The following is a 13,227-nucleotide window of genomic DNA, read 5'->3' as shown; positions in this document are numbered from 1 at the left end:
CAAAGAGAGGTGAATAAACTTGACGTTAGCTGAGATAAACCTAACACAGGAAACGGCGTATAAGCACAACCTGCAAAGGATGCTGCGCTCGGTTCGCATGTTCTGCGGTTTTACCCAAGGCGATATAGCGGCCATGCTTTGTGTGAACCGGGCCACCTACACCAACTACGAAACCGGGAAAATCTGCCCTGACATAATGACCTTGCTGAAACTGGGCGCGATCTTCCAAATCCCGCCGGAGTCCTTTCTTCACCCGGATGAGTATGCGAACCTCGAAACGGCCCGGCAGCGAGTCCGCCACATGCCTACTGTGGACCCCCAAAAGCTGGGTGATTTGAGTGAAGAAGAAAAGCAGATGATAGCAGCCCATAGGCTGAAAACAAACTTCCTTGCCAAGACTCACGACAAGATTTCAAGCAACGTAGAGGATGCGCTGAAACAATTCAACATCAAGAAAACCTACAAGGGTTATCCATTCCTGGTGAGCGCCATCCGCGAGGCTGTGATTGATTTGCCGGAACGCTTGACTACGCTTGAAATATGTGAACGGGTTTCAGCTAACGAAAAAGCAGATCCGGCAGTGGTAGACCGTGAATTGAAACGTATGGTCAGTAATATTTGGGGGTTTACTGAGAACCCGCCGGTCTACAGCCGCATTGTAAAACATGAGGTTGTAGAAAAGCCTATGCCGGTGGAATTTATCTATGCTATGGCCGATTATCTAAACCGGTGATGATTAGGCAAAGGCGGCATTACTCGTCCAGCGTGTGAGCAATCCGCAAGCTGTTCGGTAGTCCAAATGGACTTAAATAGCAAATGTAATTTGCGTTATAGAAAAAAGGGGGATTTCATGCTTAAATACAAAAATGGCAGCTTTCATGCTGGCGGCGTATCGTTCCGGCTGCCGGAAGGAGCATGCCTGGAAACCGAGGCAGCCGCATCCTTTGAATATGGGCTTACGGCCTGGCTGGAAAAATATAATCTATGGTTTGAAATTTTCGTAGACGATGAAGATGACCCACGGGCGGACCTGGAGACTCTTTTTACAGACGAGAGTTCAACCTTTGTCCCCTACTCGCCCATAGCACAAATTTTGCACAATGGGATGAGGGGACATGAGGTTTTTTATCATGACAGTGAAAGCGACTATTACGAGTGCCGGCTTATTGTCTCGGAGGGTATCTCAGTAGTATTCTATGCCTGGTGCCCTAGGGACAGTGTGAAGGACATAAAGGCGCTGCCGGAGATTCAAGAGGCCCTAAAAAACATAAGAATGGAGGCGTAAAAAATGGAGCATTATCAATCAGAATTTCAAACGAATTTGGGTCTAATGCTGCGCATGCAGCGCAAGAATGCTGGCCTAAGCCAATCGGAAACAGCCAAAAAACTGGGCATATCCCGCACTAGCTATGTGTACTATGAGACGGGCAAAGTCTGCCCGGATTTGGGTAAAGTAAAGAAGATAGCTGAAGTCTTCGGCGTGGAACCTTCTTTGTTCTTTAATCCAGAGCAGTTCATAGATTGAAATGCAAGAAAGCGCCGGGGAAACCGGCGCTTTCTGCCTATACGCTACTCTGTGGAAACATCATCCATATTCGCAAGGGCAAAATCAATCATTTGATTCATCAGCTCGTTTCGGCTCAGTCCATATTCAGAGGCCCTTTCATCGACTTCCCGGAGGGTGTCAACGGCAATGCGCATGGAAATTACTTCCTTCTCCGGTTTTCTCGGAACAAATTTAGGCATGGCACCCTCCTCCTTCTTGACAAGATTATATCCCATTTGGTATATTATGGATATATTCTAATTGCGATATTCAAAATAGAATACACAGAAGGAGCTAACCATGCGTGAAAAAATCTGTTGTTTTACCGGCCACAGACACATACCAGAAAAAGATTACGCCTTGATAGAAGAAAAGCTGGAACAGACTATAATAAAGCTGTATAATAATGGTATTATTAACTATCGCGCTGGGGGTGCTTTGGGATTTGATGCCCTCGCAGCCGAAACAGTCCTACGCCTGCGGGATGGCAGCTTGCAAAATATGCGGTTGATTTTAGTTTTGCCATGTTTGAATCAGACAAAGGGCTGGAAAGCTGAAGATGTGGCACGATATGAAGAAATCAAGCGCAGGGCAAACAAGGTAAAATATGTCAGCCAGGAGTACACGTCAGGGTGTATGTACAAACGCAACCGGCATTTGGTAGATGGCAGCAGTGTCTGTGTCTGCTATCAGATGCAGAACACGGGCGGGACAGCATACACAGTCAACTATGCGCGAACTCATGGACTTGCCATTATCAACATGGCCTAAGAAAGGTGGATACTGCATGAAACATTTCCTTACATTCACCCAGCGGAAAATACTAAAGGACTATTGGAGGGAGCAAACTCCATTCACCTTGGGTGACTTGATTGAAAAGAAAATTCTGCATTTCCCAGCTTTAGGCAGGCTAACCCTGCGTCTTATGGAATCCAAAGGCCAGCTATTGGCTTACGATAGCTGGGGTGGGGAACCGCTGTATATAGGCACAACAGATTCAGCAGATGAATGGGTCAAAATTTGGAGAGAGTATTCCGATCCGGCGGCTATGGACAAGTGCTTTGGCGGAAGTCTGCGCGGGATGAATAAGTACGAAAGGGAGGAGCAGCTTGCCAAATTGGATGAAATTATATTGGAATATGCGCAAAGAAAGGACAACCATAAAAGTAAGGATTGTGCTATACCGGCAAAGGGGAGGATCATCACCTTATATCCAACGAGGAAGTGAGGACTTGTGATAATCATAAGCTGGAACGTCAACGGCCTTATGGCCTGCATAGACAAAAATGGGTTTGAACCGATAGAGGCATTGCAGCCGGACATCCTGTGCCTGCAAGAGGTTCGGACCAACCGCCGCCCTAAAGTGCTGCCGGGATACCGCCACTATTGGGAAACCGGGAAGCGGGAGGGCTACGCCGGAGTATTGACGATGGCAAAGGAAGAACCTCTGGATGTGCGGATGGGCCTGGGCCAAGAGAGCCTGGACCGGGAGGGCCGCATCATCACACTTGAATACCAGGCATTTTATATTATCAACGCCTATGTCCCCAACGCGCAGGACAGCCCGGAACGTCGGGCCTACCGCGGCCGGTGGGACGAGGCGTTGTTTGTTTTCGTACAGAAACTGAAAGAATACAAGCCGGTCATCATATGCGGGGACTTCAATGTCACCCGCAGCGCCATAGACGTGTTCCCGGAAAACACCCGCATCCAGGACCAGGAAAAGGGATATATTTCAGTGGAGAGGGACAATCTGGAAACCCTGTTAGACAGCGGATTCGTGGACGCTTTCCGGCTCCTGCACCCTGACCAGGAAGGGGCCTATACCTGGTGGAGCCAGCGTTTTGACAAGCGTTCAAAGAATGATGGCTGGCGGCTGGATTACTTTCTTGTTGACCGGAATCTGGCGAAACGAATCCACGGGGTGGAACATCACACGGAGATTTTCGGCTCTGACCACTGCCCCATTGAGCTGAAAATCCACTTGAACTATGTGGCCGGGGAAAAGTTCGATTGCTCCAAGCTGCGCGCCATGCGGCCCTCCATTGACTTCCCCGATGCGTTCCTGGGGGAGCTGTGGGAGGAAACGGACTGGACAGCCGCAGAGCAGATACTGGCGAGCCTGCAAAAGGTGATAGCATTGGCGGCACAGCAGCGGGACGGCGAGAAGATAAAGGCACTGCAAATGCAGTTAGTCCGCCGGACAGAAATCAAGCAGCTTGCAGTACGAAAGGTGTGCAGCGGCGATTCCGGGCCGGGGGTAGATGGTATCAAGTGGAAAACGCCTGGAGAGAAAATGCGGGCCGCGCTCATGCTGACCTCCAAGAACTACCACGCCCAGCCCTTGCGGGATATTAAGGTAAAGTCCAAGCCAACCGGCAGGGAGCGCACCTATGGCCTTCCCACCTACTTTGACCGGGCCATGCAGATACTTTACGGCTTTTCCCTGGCCCCGGTGTTGGAGGCTTGGGGAGAAAAGAAGTCCTTTGCGTTCCGAGTGGGGCGTTCAGCACTGGACGCTCACGCTTACATTCTGGAAGTCCTGCAGGGGCTAAATCCGCCCAAGTGGGTTGCTGTCATAGATGTAAAGGCATATTATTCAAACATACAGCGTACTTGGCTTATGGAGCATATTCCTATGGATAAGAAAGTGTTGGGAGAATTTCTTCGCGCCGGTCATGTGTTTGCCGGGGAGTTGTTTCCGGAAGAAGAATCCGGCATATCGCTGGGAGCCAACCTTTCGCCCATGATGGCAAATCATGTACTGGACGGGCTGCAAGGGTACATATACAAGCACTTATATAATGGTATGCCTGTTTCTGATTACGCGAACGGAAATCTTGTCAGGTTTGCGGACGACATTTTCCTGTCAGCAAAGAGCAGAGAGGACGCTGAGAAGATGGTAGGAATCACCCGGAGTTTTCTGGCGGAGCGGGGTCTGCAGGTCTCAGAAGAAAAAACAAAGGTGGTTTCCGTTTATCAGGGCTTTGATTTCATCTCCCGACATTACGTCAAGGAAAACGGTCATATACACCTCACACCCTCACAATCGGCGGTAGCCCGGATCAAGGCCGGTTTGCAGGAGCTGATACTCACCCACAATCGCTCTCAGAAGAACCTGATAGACTCTATCAACCGCAAGCTCTCCGGCTGGGCCTCCTATCACCACTACTCTAACGCTAGGGCCGCGTTCCGGGAGATTGATGAACTGGTGGAGAGCTGCCTGTGGAAAGCGGCTTTGGCCCGGCACCCTCGGATGAACCCGCCGAAACTACGGGCAAAGTATTGGTACACAGATTCAAAGGGAAAATCGGTATACAGTCTGCCCCACAACAGGAGTGTGCGTGTCCGAAAGATTTCTGAAACTTTGCTGGTGGAGTGTTACGAGAAAATTCTGCTGAACAAAAATCCCTACATTGATATAGAATACTTTCAGAGCCGCCATGAGCGAAAAAATATCGTTGGGGCAACCGGAAAATATCAAGAAGTATGGAAACGCCAGCAAGGCCGCTGCTACTACTGCGGCAGGCCGATTCTGCCGGACCACCCCAGAGAAGTGATGCTGATCGACCCGACAGGCCCCGCGCTGCCCTCCAATTTTGCCTATGTGCATGAGCTGTGCAGACCTAACGAGCTGACGGTTCATGAAGTGCTGGGAGACGTCAGCGTTTACACTCACAGGGAACTGGTGGATGGAGCGCAGGAGATGACCACTGCCCTCGGCCCGGATGCCAGAGAGAAAGCCCCTGGTCCGCTACGGTCGAACTGGCCGTTCATGCCTTTGAAAAAATGGTTTGCAAAACAGAACGACGCCTCTATCACCCTCAAATTTAAGGAGATTGAAACGATCCTGGGCCGCGATCTATCCCCATCGGCAAGAAAGCACACCTCCCGCTGGTACACCCGGCCCGACCAGAACGCCATGGCGGAGGCTTGGGTGACGGAGGGTTATAAGCTGTTCAAGCTGGACTTTGAGCGGGAAAAGGCGACGTTTCACAGGCAGGAGGAAGGAACGGCTCACGTTGTCATCCCGAAGTGGGTAACGGCAAGAAAACTCCCCGATGAGGCGAAATATGAGATCGAGCATTTTCTCCAGTATGTTAAGAAAAAGTATGGGCTGTAAAAAAGGGCGCCGCTAAAAATTGCGGCGTCCTCCCCTTTTTCATCCTCCGTCAGTTACCGCCATTCCCCCCGGCGCATCCTCTTAACGCAGATCTCCTCCATATAAAACTCTTCCACCCGCGCAATCAGGTAGCCGATCCCCGCGCCCACGGCCATAAACCCAAGACTGCAAAAGAGTGCGACCGTCTGCATTATAACCAGCCGGTTCCCTCTCTCAAACTGCTCCCCAAAGCGCTCCAGGGCTGGGAAAGCCTGGCCAAAATCGTGGCCGTAATACCACAGGTCCGTGATCTGCTCCGGCGGCAACAGGGAGGAGGGCAGGTTCACAAAGTGCAGGATCACCGCTATGCCGCCCAAAAGCACCACGCTGATGCCAACGCTCATGGGCCACATCCGGGGATACCTTTTGTCAAGCTGATTCTCATACCAGGCGTAGCCCCACATCCAGAACAGGATGACAAATATCATGAGCAGCAGGCCCATGCAGATGAAATTGCCCTGGAACTGCTCCATGGCAGACAAGCTATAGATCCTGGCCCCGGAAAGCTCCGGCACAAGGCTCTTGGCCCGGCCCTCCATGAAGGGCTGCTGGTCAGATTCCACGGACAGCAGTAGGGCGTTGCCGTCCTGGGCCACGATCTCCACGCCACTAGGGAGATGATCTGGCTCCGGCGCGTCCTCCGGGAACACGGCAAGCCAGTGGTCAGCGGCTTTTTCCCCGCCCCGAATCACCTCCACCAGCTCGCCATCGGTCAGAGTCTTTGAGGCATACTGGACATACTCCCCCCAGCCGCCATTGTCCAGGAGTACATTGTCTTCGTCCAAGGAGAACCCCTGTACCTCCCGGACCCGCACCCCAGCCTCCCAGCCGGTACCCTCATAAATCTCGTAAAGGTGCATCCCACCTTCGCTGTCCAACTGCAGGCAGTCAAGAGGCAGCTTTGCCGGGGAACCTGAGTTGTAGCTGTTTTCGGCACTCACAGTGGTAACCTGCGGGGTCATCAGCTCCTGATTTTTAACAGCGAAAAGGGTGCAGGCGGCAATCAGCCAAAAGACCAGGGCGGATACCCACAAGGCTTTCTGCTTTAGTGTGGTGGGTTTCCAGGGCGGCCGGTCACTAAACAAATACTTCTCATACGGGTCGTTTTTGTCTATCTTCCTCATCATTTCACCTCCGCCAGGACGATGCCCTCCACCAGTTCCCGGTTAAAATAGGTAAACAGGAACAGGGGCGGCAGCACCACCAGAATACAGCAGACCAATTGCAACGTCGGGTCAGCGGGCGGCACATATGCCAGTGCCACCGAGAGGGGGTAGCGAAGAAAGTCCTTGATATAGGCGATGGGCTGTTCTACCATATTCCATCCGTCTAAGAACGACAGCAGCGTGACGCAGACCAGCCCACTGGTGTTCATGGGCAGGATGACTTTTGTCAGCAGACGGAACAGACCGCAGCCGTCCAACTTGGCGGCGTCAATGATGTCGTCGCTGACGGACTTGAAACTCTGGGTCAGGATGAACGTGCCCAGGGGCATGAAGATGGACGGAAGAATTAGGGCTGAGTAGGTATCCAGCAGGCCCAATTTGTCAAGCATAATGTAGTTGGGGGCCAAGGTAACCTGCAGGGGCAGGACCATGAGAATCATGAGCACGAAAAGGATGGTGTCCCGTCCCTTGAACTCACACTTGGCAAACCCGTACCCCGCCAGTACGGATACCACAAGCTGTCCCGCCACGATGCACAGGCAGATGCCCATGCTTTTCCAGAACCGCAGCAGGTATTGGGGCGAACCCAGGAACACATCGTAATAATAGTCAAATGTGATGCCGCCGCCAGCAGGCAGAAAGCTGAGCGCCAACACATAACAGAAGGGTAAAACAGAAATAGCTGCCAATAAAAGCGCAATTGCCTCGCTGATTTTGTAAGTTTTCTTCATGCCCGGAACGCCTCCTTCCTGCGAACGAACCCGTAGAACACGGCAAATACTACCAGAACCACAACCAAGAGCAGCACCGAGGCCACGGACAGCTTAGCGTAATTCAGATTCTCAAAGCTGTTGTTGAGGAAGTGCTGGAGCATGTAGATGTTTTCGTTGGGATGGGTGCCGCCGATGAGGAAAATCTCCCGGAAACACTTGAAGGCGTTGATCAGCGAGAAGATGATGGCGAAGAACACCGAGTACCACATCTGCGGCGTGGTGATGTAGAAGAACTTCTGCCAGTCGGAGGCTCCGTCCAGATCGGCGGCAGAGTATTGCTCCTCCGGGATGGTAACAAGCCCGGCCAGCAGCAGAATCACGCTGTAACCGGTGTTCTTCCAGAGATAGAGCAGCAGTACCACGCCAAACGCCGCGGGTCCGCCCAACCAGTCTACCAGGGGCAGGCCCAGGGCATTGGCAATGCTGGGAATTAGGCCACTGTCGGCAAAGAGCAGTTCCACCAGAATGACCGCGCCCACCACCGGCATGATGTAGGGGAACAGGAACACGGATTTGAGCAGTTTATGCTTGTTGGCGTGTTTCTGCATGAGCAGGGCGATGGCGTAGGCCAGCACCATGATGAGGGGCAGGGCCGCCGCAAGAAAGCGCATGGTGTTGCCAAAGGCCAGGGTGAACATGCCGTTGGCACTCACATCCTGGTAGTTGATGAAGCCGATGAAATTGCTGGCCCCGCCGCTGCCGGTGCTGAGAGAGTATTGCACCACCAGCACGAAGGGGATGGCGTAGAATAGGAGGCAGCCGAGGAGGAGGGGGGTGATTAGGAGGTAGCCTTGTAGAGAAAGTTTAAAACGGAATATCATGTCAGCTTTCCCCAATCATCATAGTCATAACACGGTAAGAGTCTGATACAAGCTCTTCTATTTCGACATCTGTCAGTTCGGTTTCATAACAGGTCCACAGCATTTTGTCGATTTCCGCCTCCAATGGAGTGAAGAAGTTAACCGCGTTTATTTGGCCACGCAACTTGCAAAACTCATTGAAATTTGCATCGTTCATATACCATGGACCGTAAGAGCTATAGGCAGGTGAGTCCTCGCTACCAACTTCCATGTGGGTGGGCATCCCGTACAAGTCACCATACAATGGGGCGTTCTGCTGCCCTTCCTTACTCATGAGGATTTCAATGATGGCGAGTGCCTCTTTCGGGTACTGCGTATTCCGATTAACTGCTATAAATGACGTTATATATGCGGTAACACCACTGATTGTGTTGTACTGTGGGATAAAAATATATTCAGGGGAATTTTGCCCAAACCTCATCTTTCCTTTGTCATTTAGCATATTTGGCAACCCAACCATGAGTCCTGCGGGAGTATCAGGAAATTCATCCTCTGATAAATCCAACGGTTTCCAATAATCCTTTATGCAGGTCAATAAGTCGTTTTCTGTGAAAGTTAAGATGTCATTTTCATAGTCCGCGATTCTACCAAATACGGAAAAAATTTCATTTGTATGGCCAGCCTGCCGGATGCTACCATTCTTACTGTTGAGCTGGTCAAATCGTGTCATCGGAGAAACGCTTGCCATTTTGTGCAAATTACGCTCGAAGCCAGTTATTCCAAATGTATAGGTCAAGGGTAGTATAAATTGATTCTCTTTGTACTTTCCGACATCCATTATTTGTGGAACCAGGTTATCCCATTCAATCAATTTCGATTGTGAAATAACTGCGCTTAAATCAAGGAAGAGATTTGACTCCATAGCTGATTCGGGATAGGGAAATAGTCCTTTACGATTTGTCCGCTCTGTGCCATAGCTCGGCCTGGGGCAAACGCATATAAATAAATCCGGCCCGCCGCCGGCCATTATTTCCGTTTTAATTCGTACAAGCGCGTTTTCCCTATTGTTCAAATCCTGTTCTGACAAAACTACATCCCCCGGAAGGCTGGAAACGCTTACGGTAAAGTCTTCTTGATAACCGGGAACCAACTCCATTGATTCGAGAAAACTCGATTCCATTACAGAAGGATCGATCTGAGAGTCAATGCAGATTTCGAGGACTTCCATAGGAGAACCTTCAGAAGACGTTGAATCAATTTTCTCCTCACTTTTATTTTCCATACTTTCACATCCATAGAAGAATGTAAAAACGGAAAGAGCATTAATCAACAAAAGAGCATGGATTATTCTTTTTGTAATCCTTGTTTTCATCGTTAAACCTCCCAAAATAGCATATAGGCAGAATCAATCGTGTGCCTAATCGGATTCTGCCCAATGCTTTCCATTTTTGTTTTAATTATGTGTATATGCAGTTTTTTATAGAAAGACTAGAATGGCCATGCGCCCTTTATATATCGGGCTATATTTTAATAGTAATAGCCGCCAAAGCCAGGGCAAAATTTGCCAGTATCAACGTGCTTACTATTATACACATAGAGGCAGCTTGAACACCGAAGTCCCGTATACTTCCTTGCGGTATAATCGCCGCCGCATCCGCCCGCGCCCATTGTACAGGCCACGGTACGGTCGCTCCAGTCAACCCTATCCCACCGATACTGTTGATTTCCATCAAGGGCTCCGCAGTTCGCACACCAAACTCTTGTATGGGGCTCGATGCCGTCATCGCCTTGGGCCGCCAAAGCCGGTACTGCAAAGATGCCAATAATCAGCATCAAAGCCATGAGCAGAGAAACAAATCTTTTTGTCATATTGATGACTTCCTTTCTTCTGATATCACGCAAGCAAAAGACTTGCCTTATGTTTATATCCCACGCACAAGTGCCGGGGCGGACAGGAGTCGAAACGCTCCCGCAGAGACGCGACTCAAACTCCTTTAGAAAATCACGCTGGCCAGCGCTGATTGAATGAAAACCGGTCTGCGGTTCGGGTTTCGTTCAACTGCCCATAGTTTAGCACAAGCGGTTTTCCTTTTCAAGTAGCTCTGCACGAACGGTTAAAAAACGGCATATTTTGGTATATAAGTATTCTTGTATCGATTTATTTTTAGTGTGTTAAAGCGCCGGGAGCCCTAGAAAGCAGTGGGTTTTCTGCAAAAAAGCACCCCTTTTTGACAAGCATGGTCAAAAAGGGGGTGTTCATATCACAGTGTACTTTCTCAAAATAAAATGGACGTGTGGAACAGATGAGTTTCCTTGCAATATTGGTGTTCTAAAGTACCGCCATATTTCTTCACGGCTCTCTTAATACTTTTCTGCCCCATTCCATGCCACTCCTTGTTTAGTTTGTGTGTCAGAAAATTACCGGCACTGTCTTTAAGTGGCTCATTGTCGCAGGAGTTTGTCAGGGAAACAAAGAGCTTAGCATCAGAATGTGTATCTCCGTTGGAGCCAATTATAAGCTCAATATAGGGCTTTTCTGAATTTTCAGCAGACTCCACAGCGTTCTCCAGCAAATTCCCGAACAGAGCGGTTATGTCGTTTTGCGCCAAAAAATCCATATCTACATCTCGGACATCTGCGGAAAACTGGATGCCTTTCTCATCGCTTAGTTCCTTATAACGGGCTAGAACCACATTTAGCATTAGGTTCTCACAATATTTCAGCTTTCGCTGAAGCGCTGGGAGGTTTTGTAAATTGGAGACATAGTGCACCACCTGTTGGTCTTCATTCTCCAGCGCAAATTCTTTGATGGCAGTAAGATGCCGCCGTAAATCGTGGAGCAGGACCTGCTGACGTTCATATTGATCCTCAAGAGCACTGAAATATTCTCCTTCCACCTGATCCTTCTGCTTTATCAACTGGAGTTCTAGATTCTCCTTATTAAGCTTCTGACTATACTGATATCCTGCAAATATTGCCAAGGCAGAAAGAAGAAGGATCAGCGCTCCTACCATCATCAAGGTTTCAATAAAGGGCGGCAAATTACAATACAGCGCTGAGTACGCCATAATGAGCAGAATGAAAATCGTTGAAAACGAGAAACTGCCTAGCAAAAGCGCGATGGGGCCTGCATCGTGTATATTTGTCAATGATTTGGGTGAAAGGCGGATGCACAGTTTTGTCAGTGTGTAATAGAGTAGTTTACTAAAAACACAGAGAAAAACTAGAATTGGAAGGCTGTCCTGATATTTCTCAGCCCCTCCGAAAAGCATTCCAAGGAGAAACTCCACGAGAATTTCTGTGCCTAAAGTAAGGCAAGTCAGCAACACAGTATGATAAATGCAGCTTTTCCAGGAACAAATATAGAAAGACTTAAGCAGTAATAAATTGAGCAGGGTAAAGAAAATTGTATTAATCCAAATTATAGATAAATTGAATAGCAGACAACCGAGTGCATACCCAAGTATAAATAGCGAAATTCGTATGATGGGCTTCTTTTTCGGAATAAACAGGGAGGAAAAATACTGCCAAGCAGTTATCCCCTCTACTAAGTAGACACAGATAAAGGTGATTGTTTGCATTATTTCATCGCCTCCAGAAACCGCACATATGCACTCTTGAATCCTGGATACTTTCTGCGGGCCATATACGCCCGATGGTTCTCACCGCTTGGTGAACCCATCTTGAGTGTAGTTGCATCGAAGGAGCGAACAAACTTCATATTTACAATGTAGCTGCGATGGGTATGGTAGAAACTTCCTATTTCCAAAAGAGTTTCCCAATGTTTCATCGGTTGAACGGAATCGTATACCTTATCCACAGTAAAAACTTTCACCTTGTGCTTGTTTGCCTCTACCATAATCACTTCATCGGCAAATCTTGTGACGGACTCATCGGCGGTTTCAATCAACACAGGTTTTGTATCAACACTGATTTGATACAATGCCTCTTTCATGTTTCTATATAAGCGACTTTTCTCAAGCGGCTTTGATAAGTAGCGAAACACATGAAATTTCATAGCTTCGTCCAAGTAGTCCGAAAATGACGTAAGTATTATGATTTTCACATAGGGAAACCGGGCCTTTAACCTAGCTCCAACTGTGATACCGTCTATACCTGGCATCTCCACATCAAGAAAAGCTATATCAATTCTCTTGTCTGAATTCAGTAATTCCTCTCCATTGATGTAAGCTTCGTACTCAGGCTGTTTCAATTTATTCTCACTGAAATATGCCCGAAGATACTTCTCCAGCTTATCCATAACGGTTACATCGTCATCACAGAACACTATCCTCATTGGAGACATCCCTCCTCAAGATATATTATACCTTATTTGTGCATGGATGTCACGTTTTTTCAGCTTTGTCAACGTAGATTTTAACGATTTCTGCGATGACCTCCTTATCCTCATCCCTGCATCTGTTTATGTCAGCCACAATGTCAAGAGGAACATTTTCTGGGTGCATGGCACCCTCTAGTAGGTAGTTCGGAGACACATTTAGTTCCTTGCATATTCCTACAAACAAATCCATGCTCGGAGCAATCCGACCGTGTTCAATTCCGGAGAGATGATTTTTATGATACCCCAGTTTCTCTGCAAGCACATTTTGTTTTACGCCCAATTCCTTACGCCGCTTTGCTATCCTGCGACCCACCTCAGCTCGATTGAATTCCATTAGTTTCTCCTTTCCTAAAGGCATACACATATTTTAGCATGGTTGGAATGAGAAAACGACAAATTATAATTTAACTACACACTGCAATGTGTGCTTTTTGCTTT

Annotated in this window: 15 protein-coding genes; 6 read left to right on the top strand and 9 right to left on the bottom strand. The window is 48.7% G+C overall.

What is annotated here, in order from left to right; translation table 11 throughout:
* The first annotated feature begins 19 nt into the window (after positions 1 to 19).
* The 3 genes from U8U68_RS08810 to U8U68_RS08800 all read left to right on the top strand — a co-directional run bounded on the left by U8U68_RS08810 (position 20) and on the right by U8U68_RS08800 (position 1,525).
* The gene (locus tag U8U68_RS08810; protein WP_322200441.1) at positions 20 to 733 is read left to right on the top strand and encodes a helix-turn-helix domain-containing protein; all 714 of its coding nucleotides are present in this window, start codon (positions 20 to 22) and stop codon (positions 731 to 733) included.
* Positions 734 to 850: 117 nt separating this feature from the next.
* Positions 851 to 1,285, top strand: coding sequence for a hypothetical protein (locus tag U8U68_RS08805; RefSeq protein WP_322200440.1), 435 nt, complete (start codon positions 851 to 853; stop codon positions 1,283 to 1,285).
* Between the two features lie 3 nt (positions 1,286 to 1,288).
* A complete protein-coding gene (locus U8U68_RS08800) occupies positions 1,289 to 1,525 on the top strand; it encodes a helix-turn-helix domain-containing protein (protein WP_322200439.1) in 237 nt (78 codons plus the stop codon).
* Between the two features lie 44 nt (positions 1,526 to 1,569).
* Here the strand turns inward: U8U68_RS08800 and U8U68_RS08795 are convergent, their stop codons facing one another.
* A complete protein-coding gene (locus U8U68_RS08795; RefSeq protein WP_322200438.1) occupies positions 1,570 to 1,746 on the bottom strand; it encodes a hypothetical protein in 177 nt (58 codons plus the stop codon).
* Positions 1,747 to 1,846: 100 nt separating this feature from the next.
* On the opposite strand from U8U68_RS08795, the gene U8U68_RS08790 reads away from it, so the two are divergent.
* From U8U68_RS08790 to U8U68_RS08780, 3 genes are read left to right on the top strand one after another with little or no spacing between them, the layout of a single operon-like run.
* Complete coding sequence (locus tag U8U68_RS08790) at positions 1,847 to 2,317, top strand: SLOG family protein (protein WP_322200437.1); 471 nt, start codon at positions 1,847 to 1,849, stop codon at positions 2,315 to 2,317.
* 16 nt (positions 2,318 to 2,333) lie between these two features.
* A complete protein-coding gene (locus U8U68_RS08785) occupies positions 2,334 to 2,774 on the top strand; it encodes a hypothetical protein (RefSeq protein WP_322200436.1) in 441 nt (146 codons plus the stop codon).
* Positions 2,775 to 2,780: 6 nt separating this feature from the next.
* Entirely contained in the window at positions 2,781 to 5,669 is a 2,889-nt protein-coding gene (locus U8U68_RS08780) for an exodeoxyribonuclease III (protein WP_322200435.1), read from the top strand.
* Between the two features lie 53 nt (positions 5,670 to 5,722).
* On the opposite strand, the gene U8U68_RS08775 is transcribed toward U8U68_RS08780, so the two are convergent.
* From U8U68_RS08775 to U8U68_RS08740, 8 genes are all read right to left on the bottom strand, one after another.
* Positions 5,723 to 6,835, bottom strand: coding sequence for a hypothetical protein (locus tag U8U68_RS08775; RefSeq protein ID WP_322200434.1), 1,113 nt, complete (start codon positions 6,833 to 6,835; stop codon positions 5,723 to 5,725).
* The gene (locus tag U8U68_RS08770; RefSeq protein WP_322200433.1) at positions 6,832 to 7,605 is read right to left on the bottom strand and encodes a carbohydrate ABC transporter permease; all 774 of its coding nucleotides are present in this window, start codon (positions 7,603 to 7,605) and stop codon (positions 6,832 to 6,834) included. The genes U8U68_RS08775 and U8U68_RS08770 overlap by 4 nt, the downstream gene beginning before the upstream one ends.
* A complete protein-coding gene (locus U8U68_RS08765) occupies positions 7,602 to 8,468 on the bottom strand; it encodes a carbohydrate ABC transporter permease (RefSeq protein WP_322200432.1) in 867 nt (288 codons plus the stop codon). Before U8U68_RS08765 ends, U8U68_RS08770 begins: the two co-directional genes overlap by 4 nt.
* A 1-nt stretch (position 8,469) precedes the next feature.
* Positions 8,470 to 9,819 (bottom strand): hypothetical protein, encoded by a 1,350-nt coding sequence (locus U8U68_RS08760; protein ID WP_322200431.1) that lies wholly within the window; start codon positions 9,817 to 9,819, stop codon positions 8,470 to 8,472.
* 155 nt (positions 9,820 to 9,974) lie between these two features.
* On the bottom strand, positions 9,975 to 10,316 hold the full coding sequence (locus tag U8U68_RS08755) for a hypothetical protein (protein ID WP_322200430.1): 342 nt from the start codon (positions 10,314 to 10,316) through the stop codon (positions 9,975 to 9,977).
* Positions 10,317 to 10,723: 407 nt separating this feature from the next.
* On the bottom strand, positions 10,724 to 12,028 hold the full coding sequence (locus U8U68_RS08750) for an ATP-binding protein (RefSeq protein ID WP_322200429.1): 1,305 nt from the start codon (positions 12,026 to 12,028) through the stop codon (positions 10,724 to 10,726).
* Complete coding sequence (locus tag U8U68_RS08745; RefSeq protein ID WP_166545079.1) at positions 12,028 to 12,744, bottom strand: LytR/AlgR family response regulator transcription factor; 717 nt, start codon at positions 12,742 to 12,744, stop codon at positions 12,028 to 12,030. Before U8U68_RS08745 ends, U8U68_RS08750 begins: the two co-directional genes overlap by 1 nt.
* 49 nt (positions 12,745 to 12,793) lie before the next feature.
* Positions 12,794 to 13,123, bottom strand: coding sequence for a helix-turn-helix domain-containing protein (locus tag U8U68_RS08740; RefSeq protein ID WP_166545080.1), 330 nt, complete (start codon positions 13,121 to 13,123; stop codon positions 12,794 to 12,796).
* Positions 13,124 to 13,227: the final 104 nt, after the last annotated feature.

The sequence above is a fragment of the Acutalibacter intestini genome (genome assembly GCF_034334985.1).
GTDB classification, from domain to species: domain Bacteria; phylum Bacillota; class Clostridia; order Oscillospirales; family Acutalibacteraceae; genus Acutalibacter; species Acutalibacter intestini.
Note: the sequence above shows the minus strand (reverse complement) of the source record. Positions and strands in the feature narration are given on the sequence as shown.